The following is a 20763-nucleotide window of genomic DNA, read 5'->3' on the forward strand; positions in this document are numbered from 1 at the left end:
GTTGCCAGACTTAACAACCGACGGGATCCGAGTTTTCACGTTGACAATGTGCGAGTGAGAATCTTTCTCACCGCGGGTTCTATGAAGACGATGGCAGTCGTTGAATTTTTGTTGCCGTCATAACGGGTGAATCAGCGTGGTTGAGTTTTCGATTCTTGAACTGGGACGTGTGCGGCAAGGTTCGGATCGCCGGGCTGCGCTGGACGAAGCCAGAACGCTGGCCCAGCACGCCGAGAGGTGGGGCTACAAGCGGTTCTGGGTGGCTGAGCATCACAATATGCCCACGGTGACGACGGCGGCAACGTCGCTGGTGATTGCACATATTGCGGCGGGGACACAGACAATTCGCGTTGGTGCGGGCGGTATTATGCTGCCAAACCATGCCCCTTATGTGATTGCCGAACAGTTTGGCACGCTGGAGACGTTGTTTCCCGGCCGGATTGATCTGGGTCTTGGTCGGGCACCGGGGACGGATCAATTGACTCTCCGCGCGTTGCGGCGTGACCCATCTCATTCCGATCGATTTCCACGTGATGTGTTGGAACTACAGGCCTTTCTGGCGCCTCTTCAACCTGAGCAGCGAATCGAAGCGGTGCCGGGATCGGGGACACAGGTGCCGCTGTGGATTCTGGGGTCGAGTCTGTTTGGTGCTCAACTGGCGGCAGAGCTGGGGCTTCCTTATGGGTTTGCCTCACACTTCGCGCCCCAGGCCCTTGATCAAGCCGTGTCGATCTACCGTGACCGGTTCAAGCCTTCGGCTCAACTTTCAAAACCTTATGTCCTTGTGGGTGTGAATATCATCGCTGCGGAGAGCGATGCGGAAGCCCAACGTCTGGCGACATCGCAACAGATGTCGTTCACTGGCATTTTTCGAGGAGCACGCGGTTTGATGCAGCCGCCGATCGACGATATTGAATCTTATTGGACACCAACAGAAAAGATGCAGGTTTCGCAGATGCTGGCGTGCAGTATTGTCGGTAATCCGGAGACCGTTCGTGAGGGGATCAACGCGTTGGTTCAGCGAACCCACGCGGATGAACTGATGGTCGTTTCAGATCTCTTTGATTCGCAAAAGCGATTGCGGTCGTTGGAATTGATCGCTGAGATCACGGGCATTTCCAAGTCACCAGAAGCCTCAACTTAATACTGTTGTTTCGATCAATCTTCCTGATCCGATCACCCCCACTGTTCTTCAATTGGTCGGCTGAACGGCCTCTGATAAAGCATGAATTTTTCATGACCAACCCGTCATGAATTGACAACTCCCCAGAAAACGAGCAGATTCGTATATCGTCACTACCAATAGACGATATGCACACGCTTATGCCCGGAGGACTGTTCATGCTTCACTTCGCGTTTCCGTCGTCATCGCTTGCCTATTTACGGACGCTCCTGCTGCTGGCGGCCTGTCTGGTTACTGGCTCACTCGTGCTGGCTCATCCGGATATTGATGAAGAAGGCATTCTCTCGCACTTTGTGGTGGGAGGACACAAGATCGATAATGGCCGTCTGGAAGACCAGACACATTCCACCAAAGCGAAGCTGATTGGTTCGCCCAAACCCATCACGATCGGGCCGGCGGAAGGTTTAATGCTTGACGGCAAGAGCGACTATCTCATCCTGGCGGAAAACGTCTCCGCGGCAGGCAAGATTCTTCCTAAAAAGGAAATGACGGTCTCGGCCTGGGTCAATCTCAAGGCAACAGGCCGTTGGGGAGCGATAGCCGGTTGCATGGAAGATACGGGTGATGAAGAAAAGGGCTGGCTACTTGGCTATCAAAACGACAAGTTCACTTTTGCACTGGCAACAAAAGGGGCTGACGACGGTAACGGCTTGATGACCTATCTCACCGGAAAAGAGACCATCCAACCGGGACGCTGGTATCATGTGGCTGGTACCTATGACGGCAAAATCATGAAGCTCTATGTCAATGGGCTGCTGGCAGGTGAATCAACCGCTCAAAGTGGCGAGATTCTCTATGATGCGCGATCTCCATATGTGATTGGAGCCTATAAAGACTCCAATGAGTTTTATCCATGGTCAGGCGCTTTTCATGAGGTCAAAGTTTACGACCGTCCGTTGCCTGCTACAGAATTTTCTGCGATTGCTAAAAAGAACGATAATCTTGTTCAATGGAACCCTCCCAACGACGCAAAGCTCGAATTTCTGGTGAAGCCTTATCTTCAGGCCGTCACAGAGAATTCTATCGTAGTCATGTGTGAAACCAGTCGTCCGGCTACCACAACTGTTCAATTTGCGCAGCGTCAACCACTCACCATGAAGGCGACCAGCAACACGGCGTCACTCATTCAGGAAGTGGCGCTGGCGGATTTATCACCGGGGACTATTTATTATTATCAAGTCCAATGCACATCAGCCGACGGACAATCTTTAAATAGTGATATTTATTCGTTCCAAACGGCATTCGGGGCCGATCGTCCGTGGTCGTTCGGGATTATCGGTGATACACAAAGAAACCCGGTCATTACCGCCGCTTGTGCAGAAGGGCTCTATTCGCTGCGACCCAATTTTGTCATTCATTGTGGCGATGTGGTTGATAATGGGTTTGCCAAAAATCAATGGCTTAAAGATTTCTTTGAGCCATGCCACAACCTGATGAGCAAAACGGTGGTGTTTCCAACTCTCGGGAACCACGAACAGAACGCTCACTGGTATTACGACTATTTCAGTTTGCCGAAACCGGAGTATTATTACACATTCCGCTATGGCAATGCTCAGTTTTTCATGATCGATACCAACAAGCCGGTCGGTGCTGGGACTGAGCAGTATGAATGGTTAGAGAAAGAATTGGCTAAGTCCAAAGCGACCTGGAAGTTCACCTGCCACCATCACCCCTGCTTCACCTCGGATTCCGATGATTATGGCGATCTCGTCACCGGCGGAGGAAAACGCCAGCCAAGCTATGGAGATCTCAACGCACGGAATCTTGTTCCACTTTATGAAAAGTATGGGGTCGATATTGCCTGGAACGGCCACATTCATGTCTATGAGCGGACTTGGCCAATTTATCAGATGACCATCAATCAGAAAAAAGGCGTTCGGTATGTTACCAGCGGTGGAGGCGGGGGACATCTGGAGCAGGCGGCGGCACAACGTGCCTGGTTCAGCCTCCACTTTAAGCGTGCCCATCATTACTGCTATGTCACGGCCTTTGATAAAACCATTCAGTTCAAAGCTTATGATACCGATGGAAAACTTTTTGATACGTTTGAGCTGACAAAAGAGGCTCCTGCCGTCGAAGCGAAATTCTCAACGAAATAACCAATTTTGAGAAAATTGGTGCATTGCGCTGCGCTTCATGCACCCTACGTTTTATACACTCACCACTAGACACTCAGGCATCCCTCCATTTGAAAACCCCTCACGGGGCTTGGGCCTATCGGCCGGGACGTGGGCAATGATCCGCAGGCTCGTTGGCCTGCTAGCCCGGATATCTCACCAGGGCGTGGGGGTGGTGTTTTTTTGCTGGTTGGTAATCGGTTGGAGGGCTGGTGGGGGCCGATCGTTGGGGATTTCGTGATCGCGGAGCGGAATTGCAACGGATTTCCGGCGGGTTCATGGTTTTTTACTCTGCTCAGCGCAGAACTTCTCCCCGCTCTTCGCTGTCGAAACAGGTCTTCGACCGAAGAGGCCTTGGCAAACTCCTGATTTCTAAGCCATAGGCTGGTTACACTCGCAGAGGTGTCCGTTCCTGACGCCGGAGGTTGCCAAGGATCTCTCGGAACAGCGCCTGATACGGATACGCCTGCGACAACGACAGCACCACCCGTCGCACACTCACACTGATTCGTCCACCGATCTTGAGCAGCCTGGCCCGAATCGTGTTGACCTGAGCTGTCGCCAGCGACGTGCCTTTCAGGCCGAACTCCTTGAGCGCTTTATGCAGCACATACGCCATGGTCGAGAACAGCACCCGCAACTGATTACTGCGCATGGCGTGGGTACTCGTGCGGTCGGCGAACAGGAACAACTGCTGTTCTTTAATCCGGTTCTCCATCTCGCCGCGAGCACAATACAGATCCTCGTATAGCGGCCGGGCAGCCATGCGTCTTTCCGGCAGACTCGTCACCACGAACCGGGGGTTGCTCCCTTTCGATAAGTGCTCAGCCTTGCCCACCACCCGGCGGGCCTGCGACCAGCTTTTCCGGGTGCGATACTCAAAGTCTTTGAACACCCGGGAAGAGGCCTGAGTCTGCTCGAACAGAGCTTGCGCCTCGTGCAATTCTTTCCCGATGATGTTCAGCAATCTCTTGTTCTTGGCCAGGCCGAAGACATAATCCACGCGGTTTTGTTCACACCAGTGCAGGATCGCTTCGCGACAGAAGCCGCTGTCGCCACGCACAATGATCCGCACCTGAGGCCAGGCAGCACGCAGCTTGGGAACGATCTTCGCCAAGACCTCCACGGTGCCCGCACAGGCGTCGATATTCGAGGGTTTGAGTAAGGCCAGGAGCGGCCAGCCATCACAAAAACAGTACAGCGGCAGGTAGCAATAATTCTGGTAGTACCCGTGAAAGAACTTGCCAAGCTGATCGCCGTGAATGGGGTTGTCTGTGGCGTCGAAGTCGAGAATCAGTTCTGGCGGTACGCACAGTTTGGCCTTCATCCGAATGAAGATATCGACCAGCGTTTCCTGCAACTGGTCGATGCTGGCGACAATCTTCTTGTAGCGACTTTTCGCACTGGCTCCGGGCGGTGTGAGTTCCAGCCGGTTGAGCGTGCTCTTGCCCGCCAGCGGCTTGCCGTGATCTTGTGGATGGAGGCGATTGTGGCCAGTGATATCCTTTCGTCCACAGAGCAGCGCCAGGAGAGGATCATGGCGAAGTTGTTCGTGATCGTTGAGGTCTTCATACCCCAAAGCCAGCCCCATCACCCGCTGGAGCAGGAGTTCTTCCACGGTGAATTCAATGAGTTCTTCATCGCGATGATCGGTGAAACACCCGGCCAACTGGCGGACGATGCCGAACCGCTCTTCGACTTCGCGGAGTAAGAGCCCCCCGGCATCGGAAGTGATCTTCCCGCCGTCAAAATCAGCGACCACTTCCCGGCGATCGTGGTGCTGAAAGAGCAGCTGCTGCGTGTTACACTCTGTCATGACGAGACGTCCTTGTGCTGGCGTGGTGAGTTGTGTGGTAACAACACTTTACGCAAATCCAGGCGTCTCGTTTATGCTGCGCTGTGAGAAATCCGGGCTAGCTGGTTGTTGATCCACGTTTGGATCTTACGCCGCCAGGTTGGTGGTTCTCGTTGGGGTTGATTGATTGACTCCTCTCCCATTCCGATGGGAGAGGCAGGGTGAGGGCGAGCCGATGCTTAATAAGCGATTCGTAGAAGCTCCAGATCATTAGGCATTCCAGGCACGCTTCTCTATTGGGAACGACCACAGGAAAATCCCTCACCCGGCCCCCTTGCGGGGTTTGGGGCGGCGTATGAAGCCAGTTGTTCATTCACGAATGGGTCTTACGCCGCCAGGGTGGTAGTGTTTTTTTGCGGGGGCGGATCGTGGTTGGTCGGGCGGTATTAGGGAGATGGTGGGTTGCGCAAAGCCTTAACCCACCCTACTGTTTAATAACGGTCTCTGGCTACTTGAACGTTGGGAGTTGGTGCATTGCGCTGCGCTTCATGCACCCTACGTAGTAAATGCTTGGCGATAGTAGGCGTTTTTTATGTAGTAGATATCTATTGATAAAAATCTTTCACTCTGCACTGCGTGCCGCCCTCTCCAGCCTGAGCGGGAGAGGGTTGATGGAGGTTTTACTTTTTTCCTACGGCTTGACCCGAACACTTGGCGGCAAACCAGTGTGGGATGAATCGCGGGCCGTTGGTCAGCAGCCTGTTTATTAATCCATCAACGATCAGGCTGCGTTTCTTATCGAGTCCATGGAGTGCTGTCGTTACGACCTGTTCGACCGTACGAACAGAGCCAATAGCGGCACGGGTGGCATTGCCACGGGTGAAGAGTTCTGTTTTTGTCGTGCCGGGACACAAGCCCAGCACGCGCACGTTTCGGCCGCGGCATTCTTCCCAAAGTGCGACCGAGAAAGAAATCACAAACGCTTTGGTCGCTGCATAGACAGTTAAATAGGGGATTGGCTGGAAGCCGGCAATCGAGGCGACGTTGATCACACCTCCTTCGCGGCGTTCCAACATGGCAGGAAGGAAGGCATGTGTCAGCCCCACGAGGGCTGCGATATTGACCATAATTTCGGCGTGCTCGGTCGCAGGGTCGATGGTTTCAAAAGGGCCATAAGTCATGAACCCGGCGTTATTGATCAGCAGGTCGACAGTCAGCCCTTTGGCAGCCACTTCTGCCACCACTTCGGAGACAGCGGGTTCACGGCTCAGATCGGCGGGGATGACGTGCACTTGAATCGCGTGAGCTGCAGAGAGTTCCTGAGCCAGCGCCTGCATGGGTTCGACCGAACGGGCGACGAGAATCAGATTCATTCCTTTGGCTGCCAGCTTTCTGGCAAACTCGGCTCCGATACCAATAGACGCTCCAGTGATCAGGGCTGTTTTACCGCGGTAGGGAAACATCGTGATGTCTGAATCCTTGCAAAGTGTGTACGACCACTCTGTCCTGTGAGAAAGAAAAAAGGCACCCGGGACTTATGGAATGCCGGGTGCCTTTGAAGCAAACTTCGTTGTCAGTTCAAAGCGAATTAAGCGTCTTTGAATGTTTCGATCCGGCGTTGAATATCGATGTTCACGCTTTGATAGCGAGCGACCAGTTTACCGGGGCTGAAGATTTCCCGCGAGAGTTGCTCGATGTCATCGGCGCCCACGGCACTGGTAAGAATGGTGGCGAGGTACTGCTTCCCTAAACGGGATGGCTGGAACTTATCGGCATCGTAGAGCGATGGGTGAACATGCCGGGCGTGGATGCGTCCCCACTGATCGCGCAGCCGGTTGGCCTGGATCGAATCGAGGCGGAAGCCATCTTTGGGCGACCACTGGAGTGTGGCGATGACGTTGTTCTTGCCCTGATGGAGGAGATCAACCGTCTTGCCACCTAATTGTGTGGCATAGAAGCGATCAAACAAAATGGGGCGACCGCCTCGTTGAGTGTGGCCAACTTTTCGTGTGAAGATGGCCGAATCGCCTGATTCGTGCTTACGGCGGCTGCCGAAGAAGTCATCGCCAAATCGCTTAACCAGCATGCGTTTGAGTTCGTCAGCAGCACCGCTGAAGACCACGTTGCCGGCTGGGTCAAAGCTCTTATGAGCGGCTCCCAGTTGATGTCCTGTCGAATCGACGATCCCTTCACCGATCGAAATCACGACGTGCTTTTGCAGGTCGTAAAGTTCGGCAATGCGGTGTTCCAGCTTGTCCATATCGAGCGGAACTTCAGGGATGAGAATGATATCGGGTTGGCCATAGGCTGAGCCGAGAGGGATATAGCCGGAGTCGCGTCCCATGACTTCCACGATGGCAATGCGGCGGTGACTTTCGGCTGTCGTGCGGATTCGCTCGATGCCTTGAGCCACGACGAAGCACGCGGTGGCGTAGCCGGGAGTGGCGAAATTGATGATCTCGTCCAGTTCGATGTTTTCACGTAGCGGCTTGGTCAGGAGTTCCTTGCGGTCACCGGCTTCGTTCCATTCGTGAACTTCATCGAGATAGTTCAAGCCCAGATCGTTATCGATGGTTTTGGGAGCCAGAACGCAGGGGAACATTTCGGAAAGGGGCTGCATGCCGTTGATGGTGCCGTCACCACCCACGCAGATGAGGCCTTCGATTCCGAGTCGTTTTAAGCGAGATCCGATATCGGCGAGGAGATCTTTTTCGGTGGGGTCGACATAGGTTCGGGAGGCGCCGAGAAGAGTGCCTCCTTTGCAGGGATCGAGTTCGGGGATGGTGGTGAAGAGCGGATTCAAGCGGACGTGTGGCATGCGGTGGTCGACCACGCCGGCGAAGCCGCGGATCACGCCGTAAACTTCGATATTCAGTGCATTCGCACGCTCGACGGCCCCGTAAATGGTCGCATTCAAAGCTGGGGTATCGCCGCCAGCGGTGAGGATCGCAATCCGCTTCATCTTCGAACCTTTTGGAAGTAAACAGTTGTCAGAACGCTGATTGTGCCCGAGGAGTGAGCAGCATTTGCATGCCGTCTCAGCCCATGAATGAATTGGTGACGTTGACCTTCCTTCGCCAGATGCCTGTGTTGTTCACTGAAACTGAAGAAAATTCAGTGAAAGTGGCACCGCGTCGGTCTTAAGGTCGATTATCAGCATTCATCGCGCCAAACTCGCGCGAACCGAACAAATCAGCACTCTTATCGCAATTGATGCGTCAGAGTGCCCGCATTTCAATCGTTCATGCCCAGTCCGGCAACTCTGATGTGCAAAGCTTACGGAGAAACTTGGGAAAATGATCAATAGAACAATAGACACTTATGCGTCATGCCTCTCATGGGAGCAAAAACGCCTATTTTTAACACAGTGAACAGTTGCGGATGGCATGGTTCAGGTCACCGCGGGAAGTTCTTCACCGGCATCAGGTGCGGGTTTGCCGCAAAAGATGATTCCTAGCGAGTGGGTAGGGCAGGCTCTCGCCTGCCTTTTCAGATTCAGGAAACAATTCTGGCAGGCAGGGGCCTGCCCTACGGGGAATGGCGTTTTTGCGGGTTATGTGATGGCGGGGAGATCGGCATTTTCCTCTGGGATAGGTTTTCCGCAAAAGATGATTCCCAGTTCATACAGGAGAAGAAGGGGAACCATCATGAGGATCATGCTGGCGGGATCACCTGAGGGAGTGAGCAGCATGGAGGCAATCGCGATGACCAGAATGGCCATGCGGCGTTGCTGTCGAAAAATCTGCGGGGTGAGAATGTTCAACTTGGCCAAAAACATCATGATCAACGGTAATTGAAAGCTGATCCCGAACATCAAGGGGAATGAGACTGCAAAAGAGATCCATTCGGAAATTCGGATTTGTGGATTGATCCCCAGCCGGGCGTTGTATCCCAGAAGGAAATCAAGCATCAAAGGAAAGACCGCGTAATAACAGAAGGCGGCCCCGGACAGAAAAAGAAAGACGCTTACGGGCAGATAGACATGCACGTATTTGCGCTCATGTGGATAAAGACCGGCTGCGACAAAAAGCCAGAGTTGATAAATCACCCAAGGGCTGGCAAGCACCAGACCGGAAACGAAGCCGACTTTGAGATAGGTCATGAAGGCTTCTTGCACATTGAGCGCTACCGGGCGAACGCTGTTTTCGGCGGCTTTGCGCAAAGTGGCAAAGGTGTCGCTCATCACCTTGACGGTAATCGACTTTCCTTTGAGTTCGTCCTTTGGTGCAGGAAGCGTGTCGGGGGAGGCGCTGTGAAGTTGAGAAAGCAGATCATAGGCTGACATTTCCAATTCAATGGCGCGGCTGGGCTTATCACTGGAATTTTGCAGGCTTTCCAGCTCTTTTCGCATGGTGGAGGCTTCAGCAGAATCGGGGGTTTCCGGCTTTCGACCAACAAAGGCCCCCAGGCTTTCCTGGAGATAAGTCCAGAAATCCCATGAGGACATCTTCGGTTGATCCTGAACGAACTCCATCATGTTGTTACGAACAAGAGCGGCATCAATGGGTTGCCGGATGAATGCGACCACATATTCACCAAAGGTGAGAGTGATCACGACGGCAACCATCAGCCCAAGCATTGCCCGGAAGACATGCACGCGGAGCACCTCAAGATGTTCCCCAAATGTCATGGTGGAATCATCGAAGAGATCGCGGGTTTTGATTTTTGGAGTCGTTTTGCCGGATGCAGGAGAAGATGTCTGCGAGGCTGCCATGGAACACTCACGAAGGTCACGAGGGATGTGGCGGTCTCGCGAATCGGAAATCTCGATTCTTTTGACGCCAGACAAACAGACCCGCGACCGACATGCGAGAAGGCTGCTTCCCTGCGATCAGGAGGCAGACAATTGCGGTGCGCGATTGCTGGAAGAGACCGACGATGAGCCGCAAGGATCTTCCGCAGGGCAAACTTATCGTATCAGCTCGTCTCGTTGAATCCAACCTCATCATCCAGATCCGAAGGAAGGAACTGTACTGAAAAAGTTTGGCAGCGACTTCAATGAGAAACGGCCTGCTCACGGAAATGCCGTGAACAGGCCGTTTGAACAATCGGTATACCACACCTGCAAGGAAGTCCTTGCAGAGAGCCAATTCGTTGAATTCTGCCTATGGAGAGAAGTTCTAACCGGCAACAGCATTGAAGACTGACAAACCGGAAGTTCATTCACGCCACAGGATGGCATCAGACGCGAGATGTTCGCTGGGAACTGACGCCGACATCCAGAAGAGATTGCAACTGACGAATTTCCGCCAGCTCATGCTTTCGTTCTTCATCAGTCATGTCAGAACTATCACGAAATTCCAACATGCGGCTGCTGCGGACAAAACGCAGCCCACGCAACAGCAGTTCGCACTGGCGGCTGGAAAGGTCAACGTGCAATGGTTCGCTCATGAGATCCTCAACTATTGGAGAGGAAGCGGCAAGAATCGTTGGTTCACCGAGAATTTGCCGACTCCTCATCCACAAAATACTAACCCGCACAAATTTCGATCTCAAGTTCCTGTCAAGATCATTTTGTGAAGGTTGTAAAACTTAGTAAAGCGGGTTGCCGTCAGCGTGAGCCTCAATCCGTGAAACTTTTCGCTCATCGGCACAAAGGAAACATCAATGCAAATGCAGTTCCAGACATGAAAGCAAGAGCAAGGCCACCAGAAATCGAGCAAGTCAAGTCCCCACGAACTCACAGACCAGACAGTGCCTGGAAATGAATCACCGTCAGGAAAGACTATTTCTTACAAGTGACGAAATCTCTCACGAGAGGCACATCGGCGGTTTTCATCGGCGGTCTTTGCCGGAAATCGATCAAACCCTACGCTCAGCCTAACCGCTACGGGATCAAAGAGACCAGAAACATTCCCGTGCAGAGCTTCACACGACGACCGAGGTCATCGATGGGCAGGCCACTCAACCGATCTGGATCGGAGATCCGATTCCCGGTGCAGAATCCATGACACAAATTCCAGACCCATTTTTCAATCACAATCATCGTAGATTCTGCAAAATGGCGAAACCTGGCGACAATTCCGTTGTAAAAACTCCAGTGGTGAGGAGGCTCTCGATGGGGGATGTGAAGTGCCGTGTTGCCGGTGAATTGAGTTTTGTCGTCACTCACTTGAGTTCATCAGCCAGTGTCATCGTGTGGTTTATTTCTGAATACCAAGGCACATCTGCCCTGATTTGAGATTGGCCGAAACTATTTTCCTGCCAGACACAAGTCATGAGCTAGGTTGATCATACAGGGGATCCTCGCGCTTTGCGGGCCACGAGATTTGATCCCCTTGTTCCTGCATGACTTGGGAGTGTTTAATGTCGACGGAATGTAAACTCTCACCGGCGGAGTACTTACGTCGTGTGGGCGCCAGCGTCGCGAATTCTTTTTCACCCTCTGCTGTCCCTGGGGATGGCACGAAACCACCCACTGCCACAGCAGTCGCCCATGGTTCCACACAAGGTGCGAACGGCCCGACTCCTGCGGTTTCCAGAGGTACTGGTCTCCCGGCAATGGGGTCTCCTAATCGATCAACGCTTGTACAGGAAAACCAGGGGAACACCGCCGCTCGTCTGGCGGGTCACGGTAGTGATCAAAAACTTTCTGGACAAGCTGTGGCTCCTTCATTGCCAGGCACCCAAGGCGACAGTTCGGATGCGTCGATCAACGCGTTGAAGTCCGATATTCGCAACTTGCTCAAATCCAATTCGGCCGCACTGCGCGCTAATATCCCACGAGATCCAATCAGTTCGCGGGAAACGGAATCACTGGTGCCCCCGACTGACGCCACAGATACCCGGCTCAATTCGCTGTTTGAGCGAGTCGAAAATCTGCTGGGGCCAAAGAAATCTAACGGCCAAAATGAATTTTTCCCGCCAGAGCCGCAATCTCTCTATGAAACACGTCTGACAGAAGACGAGATTGAGCGGCTGATACTCAAGTATTTACTTGCCAAGGGAACGGCCACTGGCCGGCAAGTGGCCACTCAATTAAAGCTTCCATTTGGTCTCATTGAACCGATTGTTAAAGGACTTAAGCAGGACATGCTGCTGGCCTATCGCAATACGGCTGAGATGGGCGATTATGAATATTGCATCACAGATGTCGGCCGCGAGCGGGCACGTCGATTCATGGAGGAGTGCACCTATTTCGGAGCGGCTCCCGTTTCTTTACGTGACTATCTCCATGCCATGGAAGCTCAGTCGATAACCCGGCATTATGCCACCGAAGCCAGTCTCAAAGCGGCTTTCAAAGATCTACTGATCAACCCGGCCTTGTTGGATCGTCTAGGCCCTGCCATTAATTCGGGACGGGGCATGTTCCTGTTCGGTGAGCCGGGCAATGGAAAAACCAGCATCGCGGAACGAATTACTCGCTGTTTCGGAAGCACCATCTGGATTCCCCGAGCTTTAGGGATTGATGGCGATGTGATTCGTCTGTTTGATCCGGGCATGCACGATGAGGTGGAAGCTGCTCCGACTGATCAGGGACTGTTCAATCTTACTGGCATTGATCAACGCTGGGTTCAAATCGTCCGGCCCACGATTGTCGCCGGAGGTGAGTTGACGATGGATCAACTGGAAGTCACACAGAATCTTACCACCAAGATCTGTGAGGCCCCGCTTCAATTGAAAAGTAATTGCGGCACCTTTGTGATCGATGACTTCGGTCGCCAGCGAATGCCTGTCGCTGAACTGCTCAACCGTTGGATTGTCCCGCTGGAAAAACGCTATGACTTCCTGAATTTACCCAGTGGGAAAAAAATTCAGGTGCCGTTCGATCAGTTGATCATTTTTTCGACGAACCTGGAACCTCGTGATCTGGTTGATGGTGCGTTTTTACGGCGAATTCCCTACAAAATCCAGGTGCCTGATCCCACTGAAATCGAGTTTCGAGGCATCCTACAACGCCTCTCGCCTCATCTGGGTTTTCAATACAACGAACAGGCCGTGTCCTATCTGATTAGCAAGCATTACACGGCGGTCAATCGCCCATTTCGTGCCTGCCAGCCGCGAGATTTATTACTTCAGGTGAAGAATTACTGCACTTATAAAAATCTTGCCAAGCAGATGACGCCCGAAGCCTTTGATTTTGCTGTCGATAACTATTTTTCTGTCATGTAAAAATAGCCACAGCGAATAAAAATTGAAACAGATAGGTGAATACACCTCCAACGGACTTGACAAGCTGAAATGCCAACCTAGGTTTCCTTTAGTCAACGTGACGCTAGCAGACTTGAAAGCTGCGGGCCATAACGTCTCGAACCCATTCGGTGTTTTGCTATTTCAGGAGCTGCTCGATGATGACTCGTTCAAACTCGCCACGTACCTCACGTCGACGTGGGTTCACACTTGTTGAAGTTCTGATTGTCGTGGTGATTCTGGGCATTCTTGCCGCCACCGTTTTGCCACAGTTTACAGCGGCAACGGATGATGCCAAGGAAGCCTCACTTCGCCAGAACCTGCAACTGCTGCGAAGCCAGATTCAGATGTTCCGCTTCCAGCACGATGGCAAATTCCCCGGCGATGGTGGCACCGACCCGACCAAGGTTGTTGAGCAACTGACGATGGCCACAAAAGCCGATCTGACAACAGCCCCTCCCGGCACCGCAGGATTCCAGTTCGGCCCCTATGTCGTGGGTCAGCTTCCTGTGAACCCATATAGCGGCGGCCGAGCCATTAAGATGGTTTCTGATGTTGCCGGCACCGTTCCCGATATGACGGAAGTCATCAGTGGCGAAAAGGTTGGCTGGATCTACAATGCTGCCACAGGGGAAATCAAGGCAAACGCCAGCGGTAAGGCTGCTGACGACAAGGATCTGGATGATATCTAAATTGATGATGTGATCGTTCCGACGATTCATCGCTAATATCAAACGAAGACGGCAGCTCATTGATAGAGTTGCCGTCTTTCGTTTGATATCACGTCGATAGCAAACATTGATACAAAAAAGAGATCTCGGTAATATCATCACCATATTGTCCAGAATGTGAATGATCCGTAACGGGGAAAAGATGTCGGCAGGTGAAGTAATCATTCGAGACGCCACGCCGGCAGAAATTCCGCTGTTGAGAGACCTCTTTCTGGCGGCCGTCGCGACGTTGACGACCGGTCAATATAGCGAGGCCGAACGAGCGGCGTGGATGACCGGGGCGGATGATATTGAAGGATTCCATGCCAGAATGATTGCTCGCAAGCCGTTCGTTGCTCTGTGGGGTGGTCAGGTCGCAGGATATTCCGATTTGCAGCCAGAGGGTCTGATTGACCATTTCTTTGTCGCCCCCTTCGCTGCCAAACAAGGCGTGGGCCAGGCGATGCTGAAGCATATCGAGCGACTGGCCACCGCAAGGGGACTGCCAGAAATTTGCGCCCATATCAGCCTGACAGCCGAACCGTTTTTCCTGAGAAACGGCTTTGAGGTTGTACAACGAAATCAGGTGGAGCGAGCAGGTATCATGCTCAAGAATGCTCTCATGAGAAAGGTGCTAACAAGTTGATCTCTTCAGAGACGTCGATCTTTCATCTCCTTCACTGAGACAATCTTGAGAACTTGTTGCATTCTATGCTTTCAAGATACAGCAGCTGTCGTTTATATGTGAGAATGAGCGGAATTGCTGGTGAAGCGTTTTCCAGCAGTTTTGTTTGATTTCACTTATCACTGCCTGTCATGCGTCATTTTTACAATGAACGATTGGCGCGTTGACAGGCATTGGACCTAATTTCAGTGAGGCCACCATGCTTTCTCGCCGTACGTTTCTCAAGAGTTCGCTGGCTGTGGGTGCACCGTTCATTCTGCCTTCCCGGTTGTTTGGTGCCCAGGCTCCCAGTGAGCGGCTGCGGGTGGCGTTTATTGGAACGGGGAATCAGGGGATGGGCTTGCTCAAGCGGTTTCTCGCCGCCGAGATGGGTCAGGTGGTGGCGGTCTGTGACGTCAATGAGGGGAGCTTCGGCTACAAGGAACCCGACCATTTCTACGGCCGCCTTCCTGCGAAAGAAGTAGTGGAAGCTGACGCGAAAAAGCGAAGCAAGAGCGGCACTGTCCCACAATGCGACGCCTATGCCGATTTCCGGAAAGTGCTGGATCGGAAGGATGTTGATGCCGTCGTGATTGTGGTGCCTGATCACTGGCATCGCATCATCAGCGTGATGGCTTTGGAGGCGGGGAAGGATGTTTATTGCGAGAAGCCGCTGACATTTTCGGTCGCTGACGGACGGTCGATGATCGACGCCGTTCGGAAGCATAAGAAAGTCTTCCAGACAGGGAGCCACGAACGCTCCAATCCTGTCAGCCAGTTTGTGTGCGAGGCAGCAAAAAGCGGGAAAATCGGCACCCTTCAAAAGGTGATTACGAAGGTCGGTTACAACAATAAAGTGGGGCCGGGGCCAGGCTGGCAGGGGATGCCGGTGCCCGCGACGTTTGACTATCGCACCTGGCTAGGCCCGGCACCGGAGGCGGCGTACCACGTCGACCGCTGCCTTTACCGTTTCCGTTTTCACTATGATTACTCGGGCGGACAGATCACCAACTTCGGGGCGCATTGCAACGATATGGCTCACTGGGGGATGGGGCTGGATGTTGGTGGCCCGACAGAAATCGAATGCCTCGATGCCAAATTCCTCCCCACGGGCAGCCTCTTTAATACCGCGACAGAAACCCGCTTTCGCTGCAAATATGCCAATGGTGTTGAACTGCTTTGTGAGAGCGGCCCCGAGATGGTGCAGACCCGCTTTGAAGGGAGCAACGGCTGGCTGCAGACGGGTTACAAAGGAACGACCGCTTCTGATCCCGCCCTTTTGAAAGATTGCCCACCACCAGCCAAGGGAACCAGCGACCCGCATTCAGCCCATCTCGCAAACTTTGTGGAGTGCGTGAAGACGCGGAAAGAGCCGCGGGCGCCGGTGGAGGTAGGCGTCTCTTCTGCCAACCTCTGCCATATCGCCAACGCCATGATCCGCCTCTTTCCGGAAACTGGCCCTTTGGTGGCCAAGTGGGACGCGCAGGGGGAGAAGTTCATCGATAATGACGAGGCGAACAAGATGCTGGTGCGGGAGGAGCGCAGTCCTTGGGGTTAGGGTGAGGCGTGTGGCTTTATGTAGGGTGCATGGAGTCTTCGGAATGCACCAGCTTCACAGTGACAGTCTGAATAGGTGTATTGGCAAGCATCTCACCGCTACATCTCTGGAAAGTAGACTCAATGGTTCTCGACGAGAGCATACTGCGATCTATTATCATCAAATGTCTTCAAACTAAGCCTTCTGGTGACGGGAGGATGAAATACGACATTATTTTTCAGCAAATTGCACAAGTAGCGATAAAGGAAGACTATAAGACAAAAGATCAGTCTAATGCTTGGATCAGAAAGGGGACTGATGCCCTAGAGCTAAACGATGCCCTAAAGGCACCAGCCATGGATATCATTTGGGATCTCATTATTGAAGGAGTGCTTCGACCCGGTGACGGTCATCAGAATCTAGATTTACCATACATTCATGTTACAAAACATGGGAAAGAGGCTCTTCAAGGGCTCGTTAATCCGTATGACCCAACTGGTTACTTGCAAAACTTGAAAAGCCAAATTCCAGAAATTGATTGGGTCATCGAAATGTATATTGCAGAGGCTGCAGAGACCTTACGGCGTAATTGTCTTCTATCGTCCACAGTTACACTCGGTTGTGCCTCTGAAAAAGCAATTTTGCTGCTTTCCGAGGCTTTCAGAAACACGTTGGATGAAAATGTTATAACAACTTATGACAAAAAGGTTTTGGATCAACGATACATTAGTACAAAGCAAGCGGCCTTTCTGGAGTACCTCAAAAAAAGCGAAGAAAAACTAAAGGAACATTTTTCTTCAGAATGGTGGAAGACTTGCAAAACATCTCTCGATTTTGTGTTTACATGCCTCCGACTTTACAGAAATGAGGCGGGCCACCCCTCGGGCGATAAGCAAACCAAAGAGCAGATTACGGCAAATTTGACAATATTTCCACTTTACCTGCGGCACGTCTATGAACTGATTGAGTGGTGTAAAAGGAATTCTGTAGTAATAAGTGTTTGTCCAGAATCCTAAGAGAAGAATTAGGATCTAGCGTTGCATGCTTTTGATTTTATGCAGACCATAATTGGTGCATTAGCATGTACTCTACGAAATCCCCCCGGAAGAGATGGTTGGGAATGATCCGCAAGCCGACGACAACTGATTCCGTGCTTGATGAAATCCATCAGACCCGCCGGGAGATTTTTGAACGATTCAGCGGCGATGCGAAAGCGATACTGGAGGATGCGCGGAAGCGTCAGGAGGCCTCCGGACGGCCAATGTGGCAACCTCGAGGGGTTGACATTCCTCTTCTGGAAAAGTCCGGAACTTTACTGCCGACTGTTCCATGATTGCCCGGACTACTCGCCCTTTCCTATGGACATGATCATCCCAGGGAACTTGATACCTCTTGATCTGTCTTGCATTGATCCCTCGGACAACGGCAAATCTTATCGTGATGGCGTGCGAGATCTTGCCAAAGCCAGAATCTCCTGCTCGGAAAGCTGACGAGTATTCATGGCACTGCGGCTGGCTTTCAATTGCCCGGTGATGGCTTCCGAAGCCAGGGCAAATTCACCAGCCGTCTGTGTGGCAACACGATCCATCAGTTGCGGTGATTCGCTGAACATCGCTTTGACCTTGTTGATGGACAGGCTATCGTTCAAGCGGCCAATCGCCCAGGTCGCGCAATTGCTGCGGCAAGTCGAGTCGAGATCACCGGGAGCCTGTGTCGCCAGAAACACTCCCAGACCACCAGAACGGGCCCGCTTCAACAGATTGAGTAACGGTTCTTTGGTCGAAGGCTTGCTGGTCGCAGGGACGTAAATATCAGCCTCATCCAGCAGAAGCACCCCCTGAAGAGTCGCTCTGGGATGAGCACTGACATGCCGACCAAGGGTCATCAGAAAGCGTGACATCCAGAACTGGACAGCCGACAGATCAACCAGCGATTTGAGACTGATGATCGACAGAGGGACGCGGCCATCAGCAGTCACTGACAGCATCCGCGAAGCCTCCAGCGGCGTCCCTTCTGTCGAAAGGAGCACTTGTCGCGCGATGCGAAGATTATTGATTTGCCGTGCCAACTGAAGATAGACACTGGGTTGATTGTAAGGAAACTGCCTGGTGAGTTCTTGTTCTTGTCGACCGATGACGGTTTCAATAAGCTCCAACGTCACTTCACTTCCGGGAGCGTCAACCAACAACTGGAGAGTCATTAGCACGATTGGCTGGTATTCCTCCCATTTGCTTTTTGACAAGTTGAGCATTCCAAGAATGCTTGCTGTCGTCGCGTCGAGAGCTGCAATCCGTTCACTGTCAGGGATCTGTGCCACACCCTCGGGAACCAGGGGCAATAGCAGGTTGTGCCCGGTGGGATCGCCAGGAGTGTAAACGGAAATCTCCAGCTTCTGCTTGAGGCGCGAAGCACGTTCGAGCAGGGCGGGATCGTTCGCAGTCCCCCAGTCATCCGAGGCATAGGTCGCCAGATCTCCCTTGCGGTCAACCAGAATGGCCGGGATCCCTTGCAGTAACAGTTGCTCCAGAACATTGAGCGCCAGCGTCGTCTTGCCACTCCCCGCGCCACCAACAAACGCCGCATGCCGCTTGAAGATTTCCGATGACAACTCAACCGGTGCCGCTCGCAACCCCTGCGTCATCCCCAGCACGATCTGGCCTGTCACTGGCTGGTCTTTTACTGGAGGAGGTGGCGGCAACGGGCCTCCTTCAGTGTGTGAACCGTTCTTGCCAGTTTCCTCCGGCTTTTGTTCCTCTTTTACTTCTGGATAAAGCGGAATCTTGTCGAGATCCAGCAGATCGGCCAGAGGCTTCACATCGTTCAGCGGTCGGCTGGTTGTGCGCCATTCCAGATACTGCCCCTGGATCGAGTGCTGCTCATGAAACGCGCGGAGAGCCGTTAAAAATCGCCAGTGGCTGTTTTCCCAGACAATCCTTTTGAACTGATTGTTGGGAAGCGAGAGGAGCAGTCCGCCAATCTTGGTTCCCTTTTTTACCAGAGGGAATGCGGTGTTACGCAACAGGGCGGCTGGCTGGTCTCCCGCCAATTTGACAATTGACTCGACCCGCTTATGAAGCTTTCCGCCCTGGGCGTTCTCATCACAAAACGCCGCCAGAAGTTTGGACTCTTTGGTCACGCCTCCGATAGTGGCTCCAACAAGCAACGAACCCTCATGAAGATCGGGCGACCATTCCGCTGCGGGTTGTCTTTCCAGTGTGCATTGTTCAATGGCCCAGTGAAGCAGCCGCAATTGTTGTTCGGGATCTTCCGGGACGCTGGGCGCCGCGCTTGACAGAAAATCATTCCATTCCTGTGGCCACATAATTTGTGGTGGGGGCGGTGGAAGCGGCTCCTCCGATTCACCCTTCGCCAAACGGTCCCGAAACGCCCGGCAGGCGAAGAGAATGTCGCGGGCTGTCAGTCCTTCCAGCGTGTCAATGAACTCCTCGGTAAAGGGAGCAATCGTTTCCGCATTTTCCAGCCCAGCCTGCTCATAGACGGACTTCAGGCGGGTCTCAATGATTTGCTTCGCCTCATCACGCGTGCGACTGGCAATCAGTTGGATTGTCGAGGGATCTTTGGCAACCCGCGCAAGCACCGGCTCTGGAAGTCGCGGTTCCAGCAGGTAATACAGATCCGCCAGACAACCCACGACACAAAGCGCCCCGGGAACTCTTCCTATCAGCGAGGAAATCGCCTGCATGGCGTGACGGAACCGGTGTTCTAACCGCGTGGGGTCTTCGTCGAAATTCGCCATTTCTTCCAGTTGATCGACGAGAATCACCAGAGTCTTGTTGGTGATCTGCCGCATGATCCGGCCAAGGTGTTCGATCATATGGCTGGGGGCGTCGTCGGCCACCCAACGCGGCATTTCCGGAAGAACCTTCTCATCGAAAGAAGTGAACGACTCGCAGCGGAGATACTTGAGCACCCGTGTGTGAACTTTATGATTTCTCGGAATGAGCGAAAGGAGCGCGCGGAGAATCCCCGCATCCAGTTCGCGATTCCCAGGACGGGCCTGAAGCGAGTCAGCTAACTCATTGGTCAACTGCGCAAGCTCATCAAAAGTCATTTCGTCTTCGCGAAGCCGTTGAATCTCTTTGGGAAGAAATAACTCGACCTGCTGACCAACAGCATCAGCCAGCTTCATCAGTCCGGTCAAATCACTGTCGGGTTCAAAGTAAATCTCATCGAGCGAATTGATGAGGTTCGACAAGACATACTGCGGATAATTTTGTGTCCCGGTGGTCATCTGGAGATAACCACAAAAGCCATCGTTGCTGTAATGGACGTGGTTTCTAAAGAAGCGGAGCAGGTGCGTTTTACCACTCCCCGCTTCACCCAGCACCAACTGGATCAGACCGTAGGGGGCACCTCCTTCAGCTTTGAGCCGCCGAAGAAGTCTGTCGAACTGCAGCCGGGCCGATTCATGGATATCAAACACATCGAAGTTATCATGCCGCCAGATCTGATCCTTTTGGCACACCGCGTGGAGAACCTCCTCGCCACGCGGAGAGAGCAACGCCTGAAGATAAGGATCACCGGGGAGACCCATATCAGCAACGGCGAGCAGTGATTCAGTGTCAGCAGACATATCGACCGGCCTCGTGAAAGAATGGATGAAAAC

Annotated in this window: 14 protein-coding genes; 7 read left to right on the top strand and 7 right to left on the bottom strand. The window is 52.8% G+C overall.

The window, feature by feature from the left end:
- Positions 1 to 136: 136 nt before the first annotated feature.
- Positions 137 to 1144 (top strand): LLM class flavin-dependent oxidoreductase, encoded by a 1008-nt coding sequence (locus tag SH287x_RS17795; RefSeq protein WP_479515729.1) that lies wholly within the window; start codon positions 137 to 139, stop codon positions 1142 to 1144.
- A gap of 197 nt (positions 1145 to 1341) precedes the next feature.
- Complete coding sequence (locus SH287x_RS17800) at positions 1342 to 3282, top strand: LamG-like jellyroll fold domain-containing protein (RefSeq protein WP_479515730.1); 1941 nt, start codon at positions 1342 to 1344, stop codon at positions 3280 to 3282.
- 406 nt (positions 3283 to 3688) lie between these two features.
- Here the strand turns inward: SH287x_RS17800 and SH287x_RS17805 are convergent, their stop codons facing one another.
- The 6 genes from SH287x_RS17805 to SH287x_RS17830 all read right to left on the bottom strand — a co-directional run bounded on the left by SH287x_RS17805 (position 3689) and on the right by SH287x_RS17830 (position 11207).
- Entirely contained in the window at positions 3689 to 5116 is a 1428-nt protein-coding gene (locus SH287x_RS17805) for an IS1380 family transposase (protein ID WP_479514981.1), read from the bottom strand.
- A gap of 659 nt (positions 5117 to 5775) precedes the next feature.
- Positions 5776 to 6558, bottom strand: coding sequence for an SDR family NAD(P)-dependent oxidoreductase (locus SH287x_RS17810; RefSeq protein WP_479515731.1), 783 nt, complete (start codon positions 6556 to 6558; stop codon positions 5776 to 5778).
- Between the two features lie 125 nt (positions 6559 to 6683).
- Positions 6684 to 8057: a 6-phosphofructokinase gene (locus SH287x_RS17815; RefSeq protein ID WP_479515732.1), complete on the bottom strand. Its 1374-nt coding sequence runs from the start codon at positions 8055 to 8057 to the stop codon at positions 6684 to 6686.
- A 591-nt stretch (positions 8058 to 8648) separates the two neighbouring features.
- Positions 8649 to 9809, bottom strand: a complete 1161-nt coding sequence (gene tatC, locus SH287x_RS17820; RefSeq protein ID WP_479515733.1) for a twin-arginine translocase subunit TatC — start codon at positions 9807 to 9809, stop codon at positions 8649 to 8651.
- Positions 9810 to 10276: 467 nt separating this feature from the next.
- Positions 10277 to 10486 (bottom strand): hypothetical protein, encoded by a 210-nt coding sequence (locus SH287x_RS17825; RefSeq protein ID WP_479515734.1) that lies wholly within the window; start codon positions 10484 to 10486, stop codon positions 10277 to 10279.
- A 436-nt stretch (positions 10487 to 10922) separates the two neighbouring features.
- Positions 10923 to 11207, bottom strand: a complete 285-nt coding sequence (locus SH287x_RS17830; protein WP_479515735.1) for a hypothetical protein — start codon at positions 11205 to 11207, stop codon at positions 10923 to 10925.
- A gap of 194 nt (positions 11208 to 11401) precedes the next feature.
- Here SH287x_RS17830 and SH287x_RS17835 point away from each other — a divergent pair, with 194 nt between their 5' ends.
- The 5 genes from SH287x_RS17835 to SH287x_RS17855 all read left to right on the top strand — a co-directional run bounded on the left by SH287x_RS17835 (position 11402) and on the right by SH287x_RS17855 (position 17152).
- Positions 11402 to 13207, top strand: coding sequence for an ATP-binding protein (locus tag SH287x_RS17835; protein WP_479515736.1), 1806 nt, complete (start codon positions 11402 to 11404; stop codon positions 13205 to 13207).
- A gap of 176 nt (positions 13208 to 13383) precedes the next feature.
- Positions 13384 to 13917: a type II secretion system protein gene (locus tag SH287x_RS17840; RefSeq protein WP_479515737.1), complete on the top strand. Its 534-nt coding sequence runs from the start codon at positions 13384 to 13386 to the stop codon at positions 13915 to 13917.
- Between the two features lie 160 nt (positions 13918 to 14077).
- A complete protein-coding gene (locus tag SH287x_RS17845) occupies positions 14078 to 14581 on the top strand; it encodes a GNAT family N-acetyltransferase (protein ID WP_479515738.1) in 504 nt (167 codons plus the stop codon).
- Positions 14582 to 14819: 238 nt separating this feature from the next.
- Positions 14820 to 16157, top strand: a complete 1338-nt coding sequence (locus SH287x_RS17850; RefSeq protein ID WP_479515739.1) for a Gfo/Idh/MocA family oxidoreductase — start codon at positions 14820 to 14822, stop codon at positions 16155 to 16157.
- Between the two features lie 197 nt (positions 16158 to 16354).
- Positions 16355 to 17152, top strand: a complete 798-nt coding sequence (locus tag SH287x_RS17855; protein ID WP_479515740.1) for a hypothetical protein — start codon at positions 16355 to 16357, stop codon at positions 17150 to 17152.
- A 416-nt stretch (positions 17153 to 17568) separates the two neighbouring features.
- Here the strand turns inward: SH287x_RS17855 and SH287x_RS17860 are convergent, their stop codons facing one another.
- Positions 17569 to 20730, bottom strand: a complete 3162-nt coding sequence (locus SH287x_RS17860) for an ATP-binding protein (RefSeq protein WP_479515741.1) — start codon at positions 20728 to 20730, stop codon at positions 17569 to 17571.
- Positions 20731 to 20763: the final 33 nt, after the last annotated feature.

The organism is Planctopirus sp. SH287 (assembly GCF_056500625.1).